The sequence below is a fragment of the Microbacterium sp. NPDC077663 genome (genome assembly GCF_044542795.1).
Lineage (GTDB): Bacteria > Actinomycetota > Actinomycetes > Actinomycetales > Microbacteriaceae > Microbacterium.
Genome location: NZ_JBITVE010000001.1, coordinates 149,543 through 170,339, shown reverse-complemented (window position 1 = coordinate 170,339; position 20,797 = coordinate 149,543). Strand labels below are relative to the sequence as shown.

Below are 20,797 nucleotides of genomic sequence, written 5' to 3'. Positions count from 1 at the left end.
TGGGAGCATGCACGAGGAGACCCACCCGCTCGACGATCCCACTGCCGACCCGTTCGAGGTCGCACGGACCGCAGCCGACGACATCGCACGCCTCACGGGCGTCGACCACCACGACATCGCCCTCACGCTGGGAAGCGGGTGGGGAAAGGCCGCGGAGCTCATCGGCGAGACCACCGCGACGCTCGCCGCGACCGATGTGACCGGCTTCAGCAAGCCGGCACTCGAGGGGCACGTCGGATCGATCCGCAGCATCCTCACCCCGGACGGCAAGCGCGTCCTCGTGATCGGCGCCCGCACCCACTATTACGAGAACCACGGTGTCCGCCGTGTCGTGCACAGCGTGCGCACGGCCGCCGCGACCGGCGCGAAGACGATGGTGCTCACCAACGGCGCCGGCGGCATCAAGACGTCATGGACACCGGGACAGCCGGTGCTCATCAGCGACCACATCAACCTCACCGCCGATTCGCCCCTCGAGGGGGCGACCTTCATCGACCTGACCGACCTCTATTCGCGGCGTCTGCGCGATCTCGCCCGCACGGTCGACCCCTCCCTCGACGAGGGCGTCTACTGCCAGTTCCGCGGACCCCACTACGAGACCCCCGCCGAGGTGCAGATGGCCAAGGCCATCGGCGGTCACATCGTGGGCATGTCGACGGCGCTCGAGGCGATCGCCGCACGCCAGGCGGGCATGGAGATCCTCGGGTTCTCGCTCATCACGAACCTCGCCGCCGGCATCCAGACCACCCCGCTGAGCCACCAGGAGGTCATCGAAGCGGGTCGCGAAGCCGAGCCGGTCATCTCCGACCTCCTCGCGCGCGTGATCGGCGTCCTGTGAGCGAGGGCGTCCTCGACGTCGCCCGACAGTGGCTCGCGCAGGACCCCGACCCGCAGACCGGAGGCGAACTGCGGGACCTGATCGCACAGGCCGAGTCCGGCGATGCCGCCGCCGTCGCCGATCTGCACGATCGGTTCGACAGCCGGCTGGCCTTCGGCACCGCGGGGCTGCGCGGCGCTCTCGGCGCCGGATCGAACCGCATGAACCGCGTCCTGGTCGGGCAGGCGGCCGCCGGGTTCGCCGCGTACCTGCGCGAGCGCGCCGGCGGCGCGACACCGTCCGTCGTGATCGGCTACGACGGACGCCGCAACTCGGACGTCTTCGCCCGCGACAGTGCAGAGATCTTCGCGGGCGCGGGGCTGCGGGCCATCCTCCTCCCCTGCCTCCTGCCGACCCCCGTCCTCGCGTTCGCCGTGCGTCACCTCGGCGCCTCCGCGGGTGTGATGGTCACGGCATCCCACAACCCTCCGGACGACAACGGGTACAAGGTCTACCTCGGCGGCGACGACGACGGCGCCCAGATCGTCTCGCCCGCGGATGCCGAGATCGCGGCCCACATCGATCGTGTCTCCGCCCGGGCCGACCTCGCGTCGATCCCGCGCTCCTCCGACTACGAAACGGCTGGCGAGGACATCGTCGACGCCTACGTGCGCGCGACCGCGCTCGTCGCCCCCGCCCCGGCGGGCGCCGCCGGGCTGAACTGGGTCTACACCGCGATGCACGGCGTGGGTCACGAGACGCTGGCTCGCATCCTCGAGACCGCGGGCTACCCCGCGCCGACGGTCGTGTCGGAGCAGATCCAACCCGACGGCCGGTTCCCGACCGTCGCCTTCCCCAACCCCGAAGAGCCCGGCGCGATGGACCTCGCCTTCGAGACCGCCCGAGCGGCCGGGGCCGAGCTCATCCTCGCGAACGACCCCGACGCCGACCGGCTCGCCGTCGCGATCCCGGATGCCGCCGCCGCCGGCGGCTGGCGCCGGCTCACCGGCAACGAGGTGGGTCTCCTTCTCGGCTGGCGCGCCGCGCGCACCGCCACCTCGGGGACCCTCGCGTGCTCCCTGGTCTCGTCGCCGGGCCTGCAGACGATCGCCGAGCACTACGGGCTCGACTTCGCGGCCACCCTGACGGGATTCAAGTGGATCTCGCGCGCACCGGGGCTCGTGTACGGGTTCGAAGAGGCCCTCGGCTACCTCGTGAACCCCGGCACCGTTCGCGACAAGGACGGGATCTCCGCGGCGATCGCCGTGCTGGGCCTCGTCGCCGAGGCCCGCGAGCAGGGCAGGACCCTCGGCGACCTGCTCGATGAGTCCGCGGAGACCTTCGGTCATTTCGCGAGCGGACAGGTATCGATCCGTGTCGACGATGTGACCGTCATCGGACGGATCATGACCGCGCTGCGCGCGGCGGCCCCGGCATCCGTCGGCGAGGTGGCCGTCGATCGCATCGACGACCTGCTTTCTGCTCCCGACGGCTCGCCGAGTGGCGACGTCCTGCGCATCTGGCTCACCGACGGCTCGCGGGTCATCGTGCGCCCGAGCGGCACGGAGCCCAAGCTCAAGGCGTATCTCGACGTGCGCGGGGATTCCGCCGACGACGCCGCGGCACGGCTCGCTGCGGTGGAGGCGGGCGTGCGCGACATCCTCGCGTCGGCGCAGAGGTGACGGCGACGCCGCTGACCGAGCCGGTCGTCCTGAGCCGCGGCAGGGTGCAGCTGGTCCCGCTCGAACCGGCGCACGCGGACGCCCTCGCCGACGCGCGCGAGGGCCTGGAGTACGCGTGGTACACCTCGATCCCGGCATCCGTCCCCGACGAGATCGCCTGGCGCCGGGCGGAGCACGCAGCGGGAAGGATGAACCCGTTCACGGTCGTCGTGAACGGGTCTCCTGCGGGCATGACCACCTTCTGCAACATCGAGGTCGAGCATCGCCGCGTCGAGATCGGCTACACCTGGCTGTCGCCGGCGGTGCAGCGCACCGATGTCAACACGACCGCGAAGCTGCTGCTGCTCGGCCATGCCTTCGAGGCATGCGAGGCGATCGCCGTCGAGTTCCGCACGTCGTGGCACAACCGTCAATCGCAGGCGGCCATCGAGCGCCTGGGTGCTCGGCGCGACGGGGTGCTGCGCAACCATCGGATCGGTCCGGGAGGCACGATGCGCGACACGGTCGTGTACTCGATCCTCCCCCACGAGTGGCCCGGGGTGCGGATGGGGCTCGAGGCGCGCCTGACGCGGTGATCAGCCGTCGACGACGGCGACGAGCTCGTCGAGGAACGCCGCGAACGTCGTACCGCGGCGGAGGATCCGCAGCACGCTGTCGCGTTCGCTGAACACCTCGACGAGCTGCTCGAAGACGGTCTGGAACGCCTCGCGGTCGGACTCGGAGAAGGCGACCATCGTCACGACCTGCACCCGTCCATCGCCCCACCGGATCGAGGGGTCGGCGAGCCCGACCGCGATCGCGGTGCGCGTCGCGGTCATCCCCATGGCGTGCGGCACGGCGAGCGCGTCGGTGAAGGCGGTCGACGAGATCCGCTCGCGCTCGAGCGTGCGGATCACGTAGTCCTCGGTGATGACCCCCTGTGCGGCCAGGAGTCCGCCGAGGCCGCGGATGACCGTCTCCTCGTCGGCGTCGCCGGGCAGACGCGGCACGAAGGCGTCAGCGGAGAAGTACCGCTCCAGCTCGGCACGCAGCCCCGCGAGCCGTCGACCGCGGCGGGCACGGGCGGCGGCGCCCTGCACGCGTTCGACGTCCTGCTCGGTGAGGAACGGCTGCACCCGCACGATGCGGTCCGACGGGGCGGGCGGGTCGATCGTCGTGAGCACGAGGTCGGTGTCGAGCGCGGCCCAGTCGGGATCGACCCGCGTCTCGACGGAGACGACCTCGATCTCGCGTCCGAGCGCCCGGTCGATGCTCGCCCGCAGCAGCTCGTGCATCTCGTAGTACCCCGGGCACACGAGGGTCGCTGTCAGCAGGCGCGCGGACTGCCGCGACCGTTCGAGGCGCCCGCCCACGTGCATCGCGATGTACGCGATCTCGTCCTCGTACAGCGGGGCACCGACGACGTCGCGCAGCTGTTCCGCGATGAAGACGGCCACCTCGAAGATCATCGGGTAGCTGGACTTGAGCGAGCGGGTGAGGGCGTTGCGCGACCACGCCTGATCCTGGGCGCGTTGCCGCAGGTTCTGAACGTGCAGCGACAGTCGAAGGATGAAGTCGTCGTGATCGATGTCGACGAGGAACTCGGATGCCGCCCGCGCGACGATCGCGCGCACGGCCGACTCGACGTCCGGGTCGAGCCGGCTCCGGATCACGGTGTCGGGCTCGGCGGCCCCCGGCGCCACGACGCGGGTCTGGACGAGCGCGGCCAGGTGATCACGGTCGCCTTCGCCCAGGCGGACCCCGAGATGACCGACCGCGAGGCGGTCGAGCAGGTCGGCGATCTGCGCACGCGCGGGCGAGTCGTCGACGGGTGCGCCGTCGAGGCCCCGGCCGCGGCCGACGCGGTCGGCGGCGATCGCGATGTGCATCATGACGTCGCCGATGCCGAACTCGTTGACGAGATACCCGAGGTCGCCGAGCCCTGCGACGAGGTCGTCTTTGAACGCCCCGAGAGCCGAGGTCTCGGCGGTGCTCTCCCCGAGCGCACGGCGCAGCGCCCGCAGGTCGAAGGCGCCCTGCTCCATCTCGTCGTGCGCCAGCCGACTGAGCAACCGCCGCTGCGCCATCTCCGTCCCGGTGAGCCGCACCCGCTCGGCCGACCGCTCGAGGGTCAGCTGCGTGCCGCTCAGCAAGGCGCGCACACGCCCGAGGTCCGCTTCGAGCGTGGCGTCGCTGACGTGGAAGCGGTGCGCCGCGGCGTACACGTCGATCCCGTCGGGGGCGTCCAGGATGTCGCGGACCAACCGGTGCAGGCGGTCGCGCGGGGTCTCCTCCGCGACCGGCTGCAACGCGCCTCCGGCGCCCGCACCCGCGCGGTAGCCGGACGGCCCGGACTCGACCGCATCTCCGCCGGGGACCCGCGCATTGAGCGCGGCGACGTACGAGCGGATGCTGCGGGGCGTCACTCCGACGAGGTCGGCGAGCTCGCCCGCGGTGCGCCACCCGGCATCCCTCGCCAGGAGCGCCATGACGCGATCCTGCCTCGTCCGACTCACGGATCCAGTCAACCATCTGCCGGGGTACCGGGGTTTCCTCCCCCGCGGAAGAAGGCCTGGTTGTCGCTTCCTGAGAGTCGGATGAGAATGGCGAGGAGACAAGGAGGCGGATCGATGAAGATCCTCGTCGTCTGCGGCGCGGGTGCGTCGAGCACATTCGTCGCTCAGCGTCTGCGGCAAGCCGCACAGCGCGAAGGCAGGGAACTGCTCGTCCACGCGGGTGTCCCCGGCATGGTTGCCACGGGGACGGATGCCGGCGACGTGGTGCTCGTGGGTCCGCATCTTGCCTCCGCCCTCGCCGACATCGAGCGGGACGCCGCCACCCGACAGGCGCGCGTCGTGCTGCTGCCGGAGGACGTGTTCGGCGATCGCGACGGAACCCGCACGCTCGCCCTGGTGACGGCCTCAACCGCCGCCGACAGCATCGAAAGGACCCCGCGATGAGCGCACCGGCCAGCCGGACTGTGCGGATTGGCTCCGCCAACGGCCTGCACGCCCGCCCCGCGAAGCTGTTCGCGCAGGCGGCGAAGGATGCCGGCATCCCGATCACCATCTCGAAGGGCGCCGGCGGCGCCGTCAACGCGGCCAGCATCCTGAGCGTCATCTCGCTCGGCGCCGAGAACGGCGACTACGTGACGCTCACCGCCGACGGCGCGAACGCCGAAGGGGTGCTCGACCACCTCACCGAACTTCTGACCACCGACCACGACGCCTGAGGGACACATGACTGAGCTTCGAGGAGTAGGAATCGGCCTGGGCGTGAGCCACGGCCCCGTCGCACGGATGGCTGAGCCGCTGCCCGCGCCGAAGGACGAGAAGAGCACGCTCAGCGCCGACGAGGAGAAGGCTCGCGTCGCCGCCGCCATCGAGGCGGTCGCCCGCGAGCTCGAGCAGCGCGGCGCGACCGCGGGCGGAGCCGCGCAGGAGGTCCTGGAAGCACAGGCGATGATGGCGGAGGACCCCGCCCTCGAGGACGAGGTCGCAACGCGACTGGCGGCCGGCAAAACCGGCGAGTTCGCCGTCTTCGACGCATTCGCCTCGTTCCGCGACTCCCTCGCCGCCATGGGCGGCTACCTCGGCGAGCGCGCCGCCGACCTCGACGACGTCGCACAGCGGGTCATCGCGCACCTCCGCGGCGTGCCCGCTCCGGGCGTGCCCGACCCGGGGCATCCGTTCGTCCTGGTCGCGAAGGACCTCGCGCCCGCCGACACGGCGCTCCTGGATCTCGACAAGGTGCTTGCCCTCGTCACGACCGAGGGGGGGCCGACCTCGCACACGGCGATCCTCGCGCGGGAGAAGTCGATCGTCGCCGTCGTCGGCGTGCACGGCGCGGCCGGTCTCTCCGAAGGCGAGACGGTGATCGTCGACGCCGCCGGCGGCATCGTGACGACGCAGCCCACCGACGACGAGATCGCGCAGGCGGAGCGCCGCGAGGCCGATCGCGCCGCCGCGGCCGACGCCCCGATCACGCCGGGTGCTCTCGCCGACGGCACCGCCGTGCCGCTGCTCGCGAACCTCGGAAAGCCCGCCGACGCCGCGAAGGCCGTCGAACTGGGCGCCGAAGGCGTGGGCCTGTTCCGCACCGAGTTCCTCTTCCTCAGCTCCTCGCAGGCCCCCACGGTCGAGGAGCAGACCAAGTCTTACACCGAGCTTCTGCAGGCGTTCCCGGGCAAGAAGGTCGTGGTCCGCGCACTGGATGCCGGTGCCGACAAGCCGCTGGCGTTCCTCAACGACGCGCACGAGGAGAATCCGGCGCTCGGGCTCCGCGGGCTCCGCGCGCTGCGCGCGAGCGAGGACATCCTGCGCGAGCAGCTGACCGCCCTGTCCAACGCGGATGCCGCCACCGACGCCGACCTCTGGGTCATGGCTCCGATGGTGTCGACCGTCGAGGAGACCGAGTACTTCGTCACCCTCGCCAAGGAGTACAACATCAAGGCGGCCGGTGTCATGGTCGAGGTCCCCTCGTCCGCGCTGCTCGCCGACCGGGTGCTGGCCCACGCCGACTTCGCCTCCATCGGCACCAACGACCTGACCCAGTACACGCTCGCCGCCGACCGTCTGCTCGGCTCCGTCGCCTCGTTCCAGGACCCGTGGCATCCCGCCGTCCTGCAGCTCGTGAAGCTGACCGGTGACGGCGGACGTGCCCACGGCAAGCCCGTCGGCATCTGCGGCGAGGCCGCAGCCGACCCGCTGCTCGCGGTCGTCCTGGTCGGACTCGGCGCCACCACCCTGTCCATGGCACCGACGGCGCTCGCAGATGTGCGCGCCACCCTTCTGCACCACAGCCTCGACGACGCGAAGCGCATCGCCGAGGCAGCCCTCGCCGCATCCGATGCGGCATCCGCCCGAGCCGCGGCCCAGGAGGCCGCAGCACAGCTCACCGCCGCATGACCCGCGGCACACCAAAGGAGAACCAGCACATGTCAACGGCGACAACAGCCACCCGCGCACCGAGCCGCGCACGCGTCGGCGTGCAGCGATTCGGGACGTTCCTGTCCGGCATGATCATGCCGAACATCGCAGCGTTCATCGCATGGGGATTCATCACCATGCTCTTCATCCCGGACGGCTTCTTCGGTGCCCGCAGCCCGTTCGGCTGGCACTGGTTCCCCGTCGCCGAGATCCTCGGCGGCGGTGGCGACGTCGCCCAGATCGGGTGGCAGGGTGCCCGCACCGCCCTCACCGAGGGTGACGCCGGTACCTACACCGGGTACATCGGCCTGGTCGGGGCGATGGTGACCTACCTTCTGCCACTGCTCATCGCGAACACCGCGGGCCGCATGGTCTACGACGCGCGCGGTGGTGTCGTGGCCACGATCGCCGTCATGGGTGTCATCGTCGGCACCGACATCCCGATGTTCCTCGGCGCGATGATCATGGGTCCCCTCGCGGCCTGGATCACCAAGCAGATGGACAAGTTGTGGGACGGCAAGATCAAGCCCGGCTTCGAGATGCTCGTCAACAACTTCTCCGCCGGCATCCTCGGCATGATCCTCGCGATCATCGGGTTCTTCGCGTTCGGCCCCATCATGCTCGGCGTCAGCGCGTTCCTCGGCGGGGTGGTCGACTGGCTCGTCTCGCTGAGCCTGCTCCCGCTGCTGTCGATCGTCGTGGAGCCCGCCAAGGTGCTGTTCCTGAACAACGCCATCAACCACGGTGTGTTCACACCGCTGGCCCTGCAGCAGGTCGAGGATGCGGGCAAGTCGATCCTCTTCCTCATCGAGGCCAACCCCGGCCCCGGCGTCGGCCTGCTTCTCGCCTTCACCTTCTTCGGTGTCGGCCAGGCGAAGGCCTCCGCTCCCGGCGCGGCGATCATCCAGTTCCTGGGCGGCATCCACGAGATCTACTTCCCGTACGCCCTGAGCAAGCCGGCCACGATCCTCGCCCTCATCGCGGGCGGTGCGAGCGGCGTGACCGTCAACATGCTCTTCAACGGCGGTCTCCAGTTCCCCGCCGCGCCGGGCAGCATCATCGCCGTCACGGCGGCGGCGATCGGCGCCGGCGTGCCGAACCTCCTCGTCGTCTACCTCTCGGTGGTCGTCGCAGCGGTCGTCACATTCCTCATCACCGCCGTCATCCTGCGGGCGTCCCGCAAGCGCGACCTCGCGGCCGAGGGTGACACCTTCGGCGCCGCGATCGCGCAGACCGAGGCCAACAAGGGCAAGTCCTCCTCGGCGATGGACGCGCTGCGCGGCTCGGGACCGACGGCGGCAGCCGCGGCATCCGCTCCGGCGGGAACCGCCGTCGCAGATCGCGAGATCTCGAACATCGTGTTCGCGTGCGACGCCGGCATGGGGTCGTCCGCGATGGGTGCGAGCGTCCTGCGCAACAAGTTCAAGAAGGCGGGCGTCGAGGGCGTCACGGTCACCAACAAGGCGATCGCGAACCTCGACCCGTCCGCCGACCTGGTCATCACTCAGGCCCAGCTGACCGATCGTGCCCGCGGGGTCACCCCCGGGTCCGTGCACGTCTCGGTCGACAACTTCATGAACTCGCCGAAGTACGACGAAGTCGTGGAGATGGTGCGCCGCCAGCGCGGCGACGCCTGATGCGATCCGCTGCGGGGTCGGAGACAATGGTCCCGGCCCCGCAGCGCTTTTCCCCCACACCGTTCCCAGAAGGAGAAAACCATGGCTCGCGACGTCCTCACCCTCGGTCAGATCCGCATCCACTCCGGCTCCGTCAGCCAGGAGCAGGCGATGAAGGAGGCCGCCGACATCCTCGAGGCGTCAGGGGCCGTGACCGGCGCCTACTTCGATGCGATGCAGCAGCGGGAGGTCGCCGTCTCGACCTACATGGGCAACGAGCTCGCCATCCCCCACGGCACGAACGAGACGAAGGACGCGATCCTCGACTCGGCGCTCTCCTTCGTCCGCTACGACGGCGGTGTCGACTGGGCCGGTGAGCACGTGACCTTCGTCGTCGGGATCGCCGGCAAGGGCGACGAGCACCTCGAGATCCTGTCGCAGATCGCCCTCCTGTTCTCGGAGGACGACGAGGTCGCGAAGCTCAAGGCGGCGCAGACCCCTGAGGAGCTCTACCAGCTGCTGTCGACGGTGAACAACGCATGAAGGCCGTCCACTTCGGCGCGGGGAACATCGGTCGCGGGTTCGTCGGTCTCCTGCTCCACGAGGGCGGCTACGACCTCGTCTTCTCCGACGTCGCTCCGACCCTGGTCGAGACCATCAACGCGGCATCCGAGTACACCGTCCACGAAGTCGGGCCGGGTGGCGGTGACAAGACGGTCACGGGCTTCCGCGCGATCAACAGCCAGGCGGACCCCGACGCCGTCGCCGACGAGGTCGCCACCGCCGATGTCGTGACGACCGCCGTCGGCCCGAACATCCTGCCGTTCGTGGCGCCGCACATCCTCGAGGGCCTCGCGCGCCGTGAGGCGAGCGGGAAGCCCCTGCAGGTCATGGCGTGCGAGAACGCCATCGGCGCGACCGACACCCTCCGCGCCGAGATCGAGAAGCTCGCGGGCGACGCCTGGGGCGACCTGTCTGCCCGCGCGGTGTTCGCGAACACCGCGGTCGACCGCATCGTCCCGGGGCAGCCCGACGGCGCGGGCGTCGACGTGACGGTCGAGCCCTTCTTCGAATGGGCCATCGAGCAGGGCCCCTTCGGCGGCGACCTGCCGAACATCCCCGGCGCGCACTTCGTCGACGACCTCGCCCCGTACATCGAGCGCAAGCTCTTCACGGTCAACACCGGCCACGCGGCGACGGCCTACTTCGGCTACGCCGCCGGCATCACCCGGATCTCGGACGCGCTCGCCGACCCCGGCATCCGCGCCAAGGTGGAGCAGGCGCTCGAGGAGACCTCGGCGTTCCTGTCGGCTGCCCACGGCCTCGACGCCGGCGAACTGGCCGACTACCGCGCGACGATCCTCGAGCGGTTCTCGAACGCGGCGCTTCCCGACACCGTCCAGCGCGTCGGCCGGCAGCCGCTGCGCAAGCTCTCCCGTCACGAGCGGTTCATCGGCCCCGCGGCGGCAGCAGCGGACCGTGGACTCGCCGTCGACGGCCTCGTCGCCGCGATCTCGGCCGCGCTCCGCTTCGAGGATGCCGCAGACCCCCAGGCGGTCGAGTTGCAGGAGCGCATCCGGACCGAGGATGCCGCTGCCTTCACCGCGTCGGTCACGGGTCTCGAGCCGGGGCATCCGCTCTTCGCGCGCGTACAGGAGGCGGTCGCGCAGCGTCAGACCGAGCTCGGCCTCTACCGCGCGTGAGTGCCTCGAAGCGACCCCGCTCCCAGGCGCGGCGCATCGGTCTGATCGTGTCGCTGTCCGTGGCGGGGCTGCTCGTCGCCGGTGCCCTCGGGATCGTGATCTGGAGTCAGGTGGGCGTGATGGATGCCGAGGCGGGCCCGCTCGGGTCGGTGCGAAGCGACGATCGTGTCGTCGTCTCCGACACGGGCGGGAACGTCGTCATGACGCCGGCCTCCGGTGAGAGCACTGTCGGCCTGGTCTTCATCCCCGGAGCGAAGGTCCAGGCCGAGGCGTACGAGTCGAAGCTGTCGGGGCTCGTCGCCGACGACGGGATGACGGTCGTCATCAGCCGTCCGTGGCTGAACCTCGCCTTCTTCGATCCCCGGCCGCTGTCGGACTTCACCTCCGTTGCACCGGGTGTGGACTCCTGGCTCGTCGGCGGACACTCGCTCGGCGGGGTGCGGGCCTGTCAGCTCGCACCGGATGCCGACGGTCTGGTCCTCTTCGGCTCGTACTGCGCGAACGACCTGTCCGATTCCGGCCTTCCGGTGCTCAGCATCTCGGGCGCGGAAGACGGCCTGTCGACGCCGGCGAAGATCCAGGACTCCCGCGGCATGCTTCCCGCCGACGCCGAGTTCGTCGAGATCGCCGGCGCCTCGCACGCGTCGTTCGGCGACTACGGCCCGCAGGCCGGCGACGGCACCCCCACGATCGACGACGCCGACATGACGGCCGAGATCACGGCATCCGTCGCCGAGCTGGTCGCCCGCCTCTGAACCCGGCCGAAGTCCCACTCCGGCCGGGTATCGCGCCGTCATTCCCGGCCGGATCGGGACCTCGCCCCTCACGGCGTCCACCCGGCCTGCCGGAGCGCACCGGCGACCATGCGGACGGCGGTCCGGCCGTCGCCCTGCTGATGATGGCGAAGGATGCGGACGAGCGTCCACCCCTGCTCGCGGATCTCGTGCCAGCGATCGGCGTCGCGCTCGAACTGCGAGCGGTCTTCCGCGTGCTGACGCCCGTCGTACTCGACCGCGACCCGATGACTCTCGTACGCCATGTCGAGCCGGGCGACGAACCGGCCGTCCGACGCCCGGAGGACCACGTTCAGGCGGGGCTCGGGGAGGCCTGCGGCGCAGAGGACGAGCCTCAGTCGCGTTTCGGTCGGGGACTCGGCACCGACCCGGATGTCGGAGAGCGCCGTCGTCAGAGCACTCTGGCCCCGCCCCGGTCCCCTCGCCACCTCCGCGGCGAGGTCGTCGAGGGTGAGCAGACCGGCACGGCCGACGAGGAAGTCACCCGCGACGACCAGATCCTCGTGACTCCACCACGACGCGACGTGACGCCACGCGCTCGCGGGTGCTTCGACGCGCAGACCATCGACGATGCGGACGTCGGGCGTACCAACCCCGAGGCGGTGACCGACCACGCCTGACACGCGCGGTTCCCGATGCGGGCGGTGCGCGGCGACATGGAGCCGCTGCGACTCTCGATCCGACGGGAGGGGTGCGCCCAGGAGCGCCAGCGCCGTGCTGTGGCTGAAGAACTGCCACGGCCGCATCCGTTCTGTGAACTGCCTCGCTCGAGCTTCGATCGAGTCGACAACGTGGCCCGCGGGGACGCGGACGCCGGGATACGGGATCGTGAGGTCACCGGCATCCAGCCGCCCGGCGGAGACACCGGCTCGCCGGGCATCGCGCACACTGAACGCGCGGCTGCGGAGGTGGTCGGGAAGGGGCGCGGTCGGCGCATTCCTGCATGGTGCCGACCTTCCGCGCCGCGTGAGGGACGATCCCCGCACCTCGCGGAGAGCGCCCGCGCCCCGCCCCCTGGGGAGAAGGGTGGAGGTCCCGATCGGGCCGGGTATGCGACAGCTATACCCGGCCCGATCGGGACCTCACCCGAGCCGTCAGGCCGAGAAGCCCTCGCCGATCAGCTCGATGAGCTCCTCGCGCTCCTCGATGGTGAGGAACGCAGCAGCGGCGGCGTTCAGCTGGAACGCCTCGAGGTCATCGAGCGTGTACTCGAAGGCGTCCGCCAGCAGCGAGAGCTCGCGCGTGAGCGAGGTCCGGCTCATCGTCCGGTTGTCGACGTTCACGGTGACGGCGAAGCCGAGCTGGTACAGCAGGTCGAAGGGGTGATCCTCGAGCTGCGTCCCCCACGCGGCGATCGCGCCGGTCTGCAGGTTCGACGACGGCGAGAGCTCCAGCGGGATCTCGCGGTCGCGCACCCAGCGGGCGAGGTCGCCGAAACGCACCTGCACCTCCTCGCCCTTCTGCTCGACGACGTCGAGATCCTCGGCGATGCGCACACCGTGCCCGAGGCGCAGCGCGCGTCCGTCGATCAGCGCGGAGCGGATGGAATCGAGCCCCGCGGCCTCGCCGGCGTGGACCGTCGCCGGGAAGAAGGCGGATGCCAGGTAGTCGAAGGCCGGGCGCAGGTTCGACGGCGGGAAGCCCGCCTCGGGACCGGCGATGTCGAAGCCGACCGCGCCGCGTCCGCGGTGACGGACGGCGAGCTCGGCGATCTCGAGCGACCGGTCGGTGTGACGCATCGCGCTGATGAGCTGGCCGACACGGATGTCGCGGCCCGAGGCCTCGACCGAGTCCTCACCCTCCTCGATGCCCTCCTGAACGGCCTCGACGACCTCATCGAGGCTGAGACCGCCCTGCAGGTGCTGCTCCGGCGCCCAACGGACCTCGCCGTAGATGACGCCGTCGGCGGCGAGATCCTCGACGAACTCCTTCGCGACACGGCGCAGTCCCTCGCGGGTCTGCATGACCGCGATCGTCAGATCGAACGTCTTCAGGTATTCGACGAGCGAGCCGCTGTCGGACTGGTCCTCGAACCAGTCGGCGAGGTCGTCGGCCGCCGCCTCGGGCACGTCGACCCCGACGTCGTCGGCGATCTCGATGATCGTCTGCGGGCGCAGCGCGCCGTCGAGGTGGTCGTGGAGCGACACCTTCGGGAGCGAGCGGATCGAGACGCCCTCGAGCTTCGCGTCGCCGTGCTGGTCGATGGCCATGGTGGTGTCCTGTCGTAGGGGGGTCAGGCGGTGATGCGCTCGAGGACGAGCGGAGTGGATGCCGGTGCCTCCGCACCGATCTCCCAGGCGCCCTCGAGCGCCTCGGTGGCCCGCGCGAAGCGGTTCTCATCGTCGGCCAGCAGGGTGAACAACGGCTGTCCGACCTCGACCGCGTCGCCCGGCTTGACGTGCAGATCGATGCCGGCGGCGTGGATGACGGGGTCCTGCGCACGCGCGCGGCCCGCGCCGAGGCGCCACGCGGCGATCCCGAACGGAAGGGCCTCCAGTCGCGTGAGAACGCCAGACTCCGTCGCGGTGACGGTGTGGGTCTCGCGCGGTGTCGGCAGCGCGGCATCCGGGTCGCCGTCCTGGGCCCGGATCATCCGACGCCACGAATCCATCGCGCGACCGTCCTCCAGGGCGGCTTCGACGTCCGCGTCGGGCTGTCCGGCGAGGGCGAGCATCTCGCGCGCGAGCGCCACGGTCAGCTCGACGACGTCGGCGGGGCCACCGCCGGCGAGCACCTCGACGGACTCGCGGACCTCGTTGGCGTTGCCGATCGCGAGGCCGAGCGGGGTGTTCATGTCCGTGAGCAGCGCCGTGGTGGCGACACCCGAGTCGGTGCCGAGCGCGACCATGGTGCGGGCGAGCTCTCGCGCCTTGTCGACGTCGCGCATGAACGCGCCGGAACCGAACTTGACGTCCAGCACGAGCGAGTCGGTGCCCTCGGCGATCTTCTTGGACATGATGCTCGAGGCGATCAGCGGGATCGCCTCGACGGTGCCGGTGACATCGCGCAGCGCGTACAGACGCTTGTCGGCGGGCGCGAGGCCCGAGCCCGCGGCGCAGATGACCGCGCCGACGTCCCGCATCTGCGCGACCATCTCGTCGTTGCTGAGCGCCGCGCGCCAGCCGGGGATGGCCTCGAGCTTGTCGAGCGTGCCCCCGGTGTGGCCCAGGCCGCGGCCCGAGAGTTGCGGCACGGCGACGCCGAAGGCGGCGACGAGCGGGGCGAGCGGGAGCGTGATCTTGTCACCCACGCCGCCGGTGGAGTGCTTGTCGACGGTCGGCTTGCCGAGCCCGGCGAAACTCATCCGCTCGCCCGAGGCGATCATCGCGTCGGTCATGACACGGATCTCGTCACGGCTCATCCCGTTCAGCAGCACCGCCATCGCGAACGCCGCCATCTGCGAGTCCGCAACGTACTCGCGCGTGTACGCGTCGACCATCCACCGCAGCGCATCCTCGGGAACAGCTCCCCCGTCGCGCTTCGTGCGGATGACGTCGACCGCGTCGAACGGCTCGACCTGGCTCATCGGGCTGCCTCGAGGTCGCGCGGGCCGAAGGCGTCGGGCAGGACCTCGTCGATGGTGCGGATGCCCGAAACGGTCTCCAGCAGCATCCCGGGGATCGCGAATTCGTACAGCAGCTGACGGCAGCGCCCGCACGGCATGATCGTCTCGCCGTCGTTGTTGACGCAGACGAACGCGACGAGCTCGCCGCCGCCGGTCATGTGCAGGTTTCCGACGAGACCGCACTCGGCGCACAGGCCGACGCCGTAGGACGCGTTCTCGACGTTGCAGCCGGTCACGATCCGCCCGTCGCTCACGAGCGCCGCGGCACCCACTCGGTAACGGGAGTACGGCGCGTACGCCTTCTCCATGGCCTCGACGGCTGCGGAGCGCAGCTCGTCCCAATCGATGTCGGTCACGACTTCTTCCTCTGTAGTTCTGGCGGATGCCGCGGCTCGCGGCACCCCGGTCAGCCCTTGATGTAGGGCTTGCCCGACGCGGCGGGCGCCCGCGACTTGCCGACGACACCGGCCACGACGAAGATCGTCACGACATACGGCACCATCAGCATGAACTCGCTGGGCACGGGCGCGCCGATCACGCTGAGCGTGTTCTGCAGGTTCGACGCGAAGCCGAACAGCAGTGCGGCGAGAGTGGCGCGGATGGGGTTCCACTGGCCGAAGATGACGGCGGCGAGCGCGATGAAGCCGGCGCCGGCGGTCATCTCCTTGTTGAATGCGATGCCGTTGCCGATCGTGAAGACCGTGCCGCCGAGGCCCGCGATCGCACCGGCGAGCAGCACGTTCCAGAACCGGGTCGCGTTGACCTTGATGCCGACCGTGTCGGCGGCCTGCGGGTGCTCGCCGACGGCACGCAGTCGCAGACCCCACCGGGTGCGGAACATGCCGAAGAACACCGCGGCGACGACGAGGTACATCACGTACACGATGATCGTCTGGCGGAACAGCACCGGCCCGAGGACGGGGATGTCGCTTAGAAGCGGGATCGGGATGCGGTCGAAGCGCGGCGGCTGGTTGAGCGCCGCGGCGTTGGGCTGCAGGACCTGCGAGAACAGGAAGCTCGTGAGGCCGGTGACGAGGACGTTCAGCACGACACCGACGATCACCTGGTCGACGAGGTAGCGGATCGCGAACACGGCCAGGATCGCGGCGACGAGCACGCCCGCGACCATCGCGGCGACCAGGCCGAGCAGCGGCTGACCGGTGACGGTGCTGACGACCGCCGCCGTGAAGGCGCCGGCGAGCAGCTGCCCCTCGATGGCGATGTTGACGACGCCGACCCGCTCGCCGATGACGCCGCCCAGCGCGCCGTAGATGAGCGGCACGGCGAGCGTGAGCGAGCCCGCCAGCAGACCCACGACGGGGATCGCCGCACCGGCGGCGGCCCAGGTGAGGAATCCGACGACGGCGAGCAGGACGAAGGCGACCGTGACCCAGAGCGGTGACCGCCCCGAGGAACGGACCAGGTACGCCGAGCCCGCGGTCAGCAGGGCCAGGAGCACCAGGATGCCAGTGGTCGTCGCGCCGACCGGAACCACCAGATCGGCCAGGACGATCACGTCGCTCTGGGTCGACAGGCGGAAGGTGCTCTCACCATCGCGGGCGGCGACGAGCACGAGCAGCGCGTAGAGGACCGTGAACACCGCGAGGGCGATCGTTGCCTTCCAGCTGCGGATGATGGTGGTCTCGGGCAGCACGTCGGCCGTCGAGGTCTGAACGACGGGGGCGCTCACGCGGCCACCTCCTGCGTCGTGTCGGACTGCGCCTTGAGCTCCTTGCGGCGCGCCCTCTCGGCGCGTCGACGATCGCGCTCCGGCGAGGGCAGGCCGAAGATCGTGCGGATGAGCGGCGGCGCCGCGATGAAGAGGACGATGAGCGCCTGGACGACGGTCACGATCTCGATCGGCACCTGCTCGGCCGCCTGCATCGAGAACCCGCCCGCCTTGAAGGCACCGAAGAGGATGCCGGCCGCGAAGGTGCCCCACGGGGTCGAGCGTCCCAGCAGTGCGACGGTGATCGCGTCGAATCCGATCCCTGCGTCGATGTCGGACGAGAAGCCCGTCGTCACGGTGCCGAGCACCTGATTGACGCCGGCGAGGCCGACGAGGCCACCGGCGAGGAGCATGCCGTAGACGTACATGCGGGGCACGCTGATGCCCGCGACCCGTGCGGCGGCGGGGTTCTCCCCCACGGCCCGGAACTGGAAGCCGAGGCTCGACCGGTTGAGGATCCACCAGACGACGACTGTCGCGATGATGACGAGGATGAACCCGAGGTGCAGATTGAACTGCGGACCGAGCAGGTCGGGCAGGATCGCGGTCTCCTTCATCGCGGGCGTCTTGGGGTTGCTGGAGCCCGGCGCCTGCAGCAGGCCCGGCGTGCGCAGCATCCACGACACGAGGTAGAACGCGACGTAGTTGAGCATGATCGTGACGATGACCTCGTGGGCACCGGTGCGGGCCTTGAGGAAGCCGGCGATGCCCGCCCAGAGCGACCCCGCCATGATGCCCGCGAGCAGCGCCACCAGCATGTGGATGACGGGCGGCAGGTCGAGCCCGAACGCCACCCAGCCGGCGGCGGCGGAGGCCATGAGCATCTGGCCGCGACCGCCGATGTTGAACATGCCGATCCGGAATGCGAGCGCGACACCGAGGCCGGCCGCGATGAGCGGCGTGGCGAAGGTGAGTGTCTCGGTGAGGGGGCGGATCGCGCGGGCGAAGGTCGGCGCACCGAAGTTGAAGACGGAGCCCTGGAAGAGGGCGCCGTAGGCTCCGGACACCGCCTGCCAGACGGCGACGAACGTGTCGCCGGGGCGGGCGAAGAAATAGCCGGATGCAGCCTGGACGCCGTCGTCGGTCGCCGCGATCATGATGCCGCCGGCGATGAGGGCGAGGACGACGGCCAGCACCGAGATGATCGCGCTTCCCTGCGTGATCTGCAGGAGCATCGTGTGCCACTTGGACGGCTGGGGCGCGTCGGTGCGCGCGGGTTCGGTGGCGACGCTCACGCCGCGACCCCCTCTCCGGGGGCGCTCTCGCCCGCCATCATGAGGCCGAGGACCTCACGTTCCGTGTTGCCCGGGACGATCCCGACGATGCGTCCGCGGTACATGACCATGATGCGGTCGGCGAGCGCCGTGACCTCGTCGAGCTCGGTCGAGACGACGATGACCGGGACGCCCGCATCGCGCGTGTCGACGATGCGCTTGTGGATGAACTCGATCGACCCGACGTCGACGCCGCGGGTGGGCTGAGCGGCGACGAAGAGCGACAGGTCGCGGCTGAGCTCGCGGGCCAGCACGACCTTTTGCTGGTTGCCGCCCGAGAGACGGCCGACCGGAGTGTGGATGCCGGGGGCACGGACGTCGAACTCCGTGAACTTCTCCTGGGCGAAGGCCTCGAGCGCACCGCGCTGCACGGCGCCGCCGCGCACGAACGGTTCGCCGTCGGCCCGGTCGAGCATGAGGTTCTCGGCGATCGTGAACGCGCCGACGAGCCCGTCCTCGGTCCGATCCTCGGGGACGAAGCCGACGCCCTCGTCGAGGATGCGGCGCACGCTCAGGCCCACGAGTTCCGTGCCGTTGAGGGAGATCGAGCCGCGCGTCTGGGGCTGGAGGCCGAGGAGCGCCTCGGTGAGTTCGGTCTGACCGTTGCCCTGCACACCGGCGATGGCGAGGACCTCGCCGCCGCGGACGGTGAAGCTGACGTCGCTGACGACGACGTGCCCGAACGGGTCGACGACCGTGAGGTTCTCGACGACGAGCGCGGCGTCGTTCAGCTGCGGCGCATCCTTCTGCACGGTCAGCTCGACCGCGCGGCCGACCATCAGCGAGGCGAGCTCGGCGTTCGATGCGGTCGGCGAGGCCTCGCCGACGACCTTGCCGAGACGGATGACCGTGATGCGATCCGCGACTTCGCGGACCTCGCGGAGCTTGTGGGTGATGAAGACGATCGAGGTCCCGGCATCCTTCAGCTGACGCATGATGGCGATCAGCTCGTCGGTCTCCTGCGGCGTGAGGACGGCGGTCGGCTCGTCGAAGACGAGGACGCGCGCGTCGCGGGACAGCGCCTTGATGATCTCGACGCGCTGCTGCACGCCGACGGGCAGGTCTTCGACGAGGGCGTCGGGATCGACGTCGAACCCGAACCGTGCGGAGATCTCGCGGACCTTCTCGCGCGCAGCGGCCAGGTCGAGGAACCCACCGGCCTTGGTGGACTCGTGGCCGAGCATGACGTTCTCGGCGACCGTGAAGACGGGGATGAGCATGAAGTGCTGGTGCACCATGCCGATGCCGGCGTGCATCGCATCGCCGGGGCCGGTGAAGTTCTGCACCTGGTCGTCGAGGAGGATCGCCCCCTCGTCCGCCTGGAACAGCCCGTACAGGACGTTCATCAGCGTCGACTTACCGGCGCCGTTCTCGCCGAGGAGACAGTGGATCTCGCCGGGCTGGACGACGAGATCGATGTGATCGTTGGCGACGAGTGATCCGAACCGCTTGGTGATACCGCGGAGCTCGAGCTTCATAGAGCCGATCCTAAGAGAGGGGCGCGCAGAGCGCACCGGACGCAAAGAACGTGGGGGGCCGGAACTCCGGCCCCCCACGTCCGAAGGGGATTACTGGGCGAGGTAGGAGTCGACCGTGATCGACCCGTCCACGATGCCCGCCGTGATCTCGTCGAGCTCACCCTGCAGATCGGGCGAGACCTTCGACTCGAAGTCGTGGAACGGCGCGAGGCCGACACCGTCGTTCTCGAGGGTGCCGACGAACGGGGTCGCGTCGAACTCGCCCTTGCCCGCGGCGGTGACGGCGTCCTCGACACCCACGTCGATCAGCTTGCGGATCGAGGTGAGGAGCAGGTCGGCGACGCTCGGGTCGGTCTCGTAGACGTCGGCGTCGACACCGATCAGCGCGATGTCCTTACCGGAGTCACGGATGACGGATGCCGCGGACTGGTAGATCGGTCCACCGACGGGCAGCAGCACGTCGACGTCCTGGTCCACGAGACCCTGCGCAGCGTTGATCGCATCCTGGTTGGCCGTGAAAGCACCGGTGAAGACACCGTCCTCGCCGTCCCAGCCGAGGACCTGGACGTTCTCGCTCTTCTGCTCGTTCCAGTACTCGACGCCCTGGCGGAAGCCGTCCATGAAGACCGTGACGGTCGGGTAAGGCTGACCACCGAAGGTGCCGACCTTGTCGGTCTCGGAGTAGGAGGCGGCGGCGTAACCGGCGAGGAAGGCGGCCTGCGAGGTGTCGAACAGCAGCGGCTTGATGTTCGGGGCATCGGTCTCGCCGTCGAAGTCGTTGTCCACCGGGTCGTCGATGGAGACGTACTCGATGTCGGGGTTGGCGGCGGCGGACTCGCCCGCGGCGGACGCCAGCGCGAAGCCGACCGTGATGATCATGGTGCAGTTCTGGTCGACCAGGTTCTGCAGGTTGGGCGCGAAGTCGGTCTCACTGTCGGACTGGACCGTGATGGGCTCCACGCCGAGGGCCTCGGCGGCCGTCTGCAGGCCCTCGAATCCGAGCTGGTTGAACGACTTGTCGTCGAAGCCGCCGAAGTCGGACACCATGCAGGGCAGGAAGCCGTCGACGGCTCCGCCCGGCTCAGCGCCGGCGCTGCCGGAGGGAGTGGCTTCGGGTGCGGTCCCACATCCGGCGAGGGCGACGAGAAGGCCCGCTGCGGCGGAGATGCCGACGAGCTTCTTGGGGGTCGAGAGAGTCAATGCAGCCTCCACATTGAAGGCGCCGCGGACTT

At 70.2% G+C, this 20,797-nt stretch carries 19 protein-coding genes; 10 read left to right on the top strand and 9 right to left on the bottom strand.

From position 1 onward, the window contains the following. Positions 1 to 7: 7 nt before the first annotated feature. From ACIGEP_RS00785 to ACIGEP_RS00775, 3 genes are read left to right on the top strand one after another with little or no spacing between them, the layout of a single operon-like run. Positions 8 to 838, top strand: a complete 831-nt coding sequence (locus ACIGEP_RS00785) for a purine-nucleoside phosphorylase (protein WP_396659730.1) — start codon at positions 8 to 10, stop codon at positions 836 to 838. Continuing rightward, complete coding sequence (locus tag ACIGEP_RS00780; RefSeq protein WP_396659729.1) at positions 835 to 2,499, top strand: phospho-sugar mutase; 1,665 nt, start codon at positions 835 to 837, stop codon at positions 2,497 to 2,499. Before ACIGEP_RS00785 ends, ACIGEP_RS00780 begins: the two co-directional genes overlap by 4 nt. Beyond that, complete coding sequence (locus ACIGEP_RS00775) at positions 2,496 to 3,074, top strand: GNAT family N-acetyltransferase (protein WP_396659728.1); 579 nt, start codon at positions 2,496 to 2,498, stop codon at positions 3,072 to 3,074. The genes ACIGEP_RS00780 and ACIGEP_RS00775 overlap by 4 nt, the downstream gene beginning before the upstream one ends. Here the strand turns inward: ACIGEP_RS00775 and ACIGEP_RS00770 are convergent, their stop codons facing one another. Beyond that, a complete protein-coding gene (locus tag ACIGEP_RS00770) occupies positions 3,075 to 4,967 on the bottom strand; it encodes a BglG family transcription antiterminator (protein ID WP_396659727.1) in 1,893 nt (630 codons plus the stop codon). 141 nt (positions 4,968 to 5,108) lie between these two features. Between ACIGEP_RS00770 and ACIGEP_RS00765 the strand changes: the two genes are divergently transcribed. The 7 genes from ACIGEP_RS00765 (at position 5,109) to ACIGEP_RS00735 (ending at position 11,480) form a co-directional block, all read left to right on the top strand. Then, positions 5,109 to 5,438 (top strand): PTS sugar transporter subunit IIB, encoded by a 330-nt coding sequence (locus tag ACIGEP_RS00765; RefSeq protein WP_396659726.1) that lies wholly within the window; start codon positions 5,109 to 5,111, stop codon positions 5,436 to 5,438. Continuing rightward, a complete protein-coding gene (locus ACIGEP_RS00760) occupies positions 5,435 to 5,710 on the top strand; it encodes an HPr family phosphocarrier protein (protein ID WP_396659725.1) in 276 nt (91 codons plus the stop codon). Before ACIGEP_RS00765 ends, ACIGEP_RS00760 begins: the two co-directional genes overlap by 4 nt. Before the next feature lie 7 nt (positions 5,711 to 5,717). Further along, entirely contained in the window at positions 5,718 to 7,385 is a 1,668-nt protein-coding gene (gene ptsP / locus ACIGEP_RS00755; RefSeq protein ID WP_396659724.1) for a phosphoenolpyruvate--protein phosphotransferase, read from the top strand. Positions 7,386 to 7,414: 29 nt separating this feature from the next. Then, positions 7,415 to 9,043, top strand: a complete 1,629-nt coding sequence (locus tag ACIGEP_RS00750) for a PTS mannitol transporter subunit IICB (RefSeq protein WP_396659723.1) — start codon at positions 7,415 to 7,417, stop codon at positions 9,041 to 9,043. Between the two features lie 81 nt (positions 9,044 to 9,124). Beyond that, positions 9,125 to 9,565 (top strand): PTS sugar transporter subunit IIA, encoded by a 441-nt coding sequence (locus tag ACIGEP_RS00745; protein WP_396659722.1) that lies wholly within the window; start codon positions 9,125 to 9,127, stop codon positions 9,563 to 9,565. Further along, on the top strand, positions 9,562 to 10,725 hold the full coding sequence (locus ACIGEP_RS00740; protein WP_396659721.1) for a mannitol-1-phosphate 5-dehydrogenase: 1,164 nt from the start codon (positions 9,562 to 9,564) through the stop codon (positions 10,723 to 10,725). Before ACIGEP_RS00745 ends, ACIGEP_RS00740 begins: the two co-directional genes overlap by 4 nt. Next, positions 10,722 to 11,480 (top strand): alpha/beta hydrolase, encoded by a 759-nt coding sequence (locus ACIGEP_RS00735; RefSeq protein WP_396659720.1) that lies wholly within the window; start codon positions 10,722 to 10,724, stop codon positions 11,478 to 11,480. Before ACIGEP_RS00740 ends, ACIGEP_RS00735 begins: the two co-directional genes overlap by 4 nt. 68 nt (positions 11,481 to 11,548) lie before the next feature. On the opposite strand, the gene ACIGEP_RS00730 is transcribed toward ACIGEP_RS00735, so the two are convergent. The 8 genes from ACIGEP_RS00730 to ACIGEP_RS00695 all read right to left on the bottom strand — a co-directional run bounded on the left by ACIGEP_RS00730 (position 11,549) and on the right by ACIGEP_RS00695 (position 20,765). Next, positions 11,549 to 12,406, bottom strand: a complete 858-nt coding sequence (locus ACIGEP_RS00730) for a DUF559 domain-containing protein (RefSeq protein WP_396659719.1) — start codon at positions 12,404 to 12,406, stop codon at positions 11,549 to 11,551. A gap of 207 nt (positions 12,407 to 12,613) precedes the next feature. Beyond that, the gene (locus ACIGEP_RS00725; protein ID WP_396659718.1) at positions 12,614 to 13,729 is read right to left on the bottom strand and encodes an adenosine deaminase; all 1,116 of its coding nucleotides are present in this window, start codon (positions 13,727 to 13,729) and stop codon (positions 12,614 to 12,616) included. 23 nt (positions 13,730 to 13,752) lie between these two features. Then, positions 13,753 to 15,045 carry a thymidine phosphorylase gene (locus ACIGEP_RS00720; RefSeq protein ID WP_396659717.1) on the bottom strand — a complete coding sequence of 431 codons (1,293 nt, stop codon included), beginning with the start codon at positions 15,043 to 15,045 and terminating at the stop codon, positions 13,753 to 13,755. Beyond that, the gene (locus ACIGEP_RS00715) at positions 15,042 to 15,440 is read right to left on the bottom strand and encodes a cytidine deaminase (protein WP_396659716.1); all 399 of its coding nucleotides are present in this window, start codon (positions 15,438 to 15,440) and stop codon (positions 15,042 to 15,044) included. The genes ACIGEP_RS00720 and ACIGEP_RS00715 overlap by 4 nt, the downstream gene beginning before the upstream one ends. Before the next feature lie 50 nt (positions 15,441 to 15,490). Then, entirely contained in the window at positions 15,491 to 16,774 is a 1,284-nt protein-coding gene (locus ACIGEP_RS00710) for an ABC transporter permease (RefSeq protein ID WP_396659715.1), read from the bottom strand. Beyond that, positions 16,771 to 17,988 carry an ABC transporter permease gene (locus ACIGEP_RS00705; RefSeq protein ID WP_396660983.1) on the bottom strand — a complete coding sequence of 406 codons (1,218 nt, stop codon included), beginning with the start codon at positions 17,986 to 17,988 and terminating at the stop codon, positions 16,771 to 16,773. The genes ACIGEP_RS00710 and ACIGEP_RS00705 overlap by 4 nt, the downstream gene beginning before the upstream one ends. Positions 17,989 to 18,044: 56 nt before the next feature. Continuing rightward, entirely contained in the window at positions 18,045 to 19,565 is a 1,521-nt protein-coding gene (locus ACIGEP_RS00700) for an ABC transporter ATP-binding protein (protein WP_396659714.1), read from the bottom strand. Positions 19,566 to 19,655: 90 nt separating this feature from the next. Beyond that, positions 19,656 to 20,765 (bottom strand): BMP family protein, encoded by a 1,110-nt coding sequence (locus ACIGEP_RS00695; RefSeq protein WP_396660982.1) that lies wholly within the window; start codon positions 20,763 to 20,765, stop codon positions 19,656 to 19,658. Positions 20,766 to 20,797 lie beyond the last annotated feature (32 nt).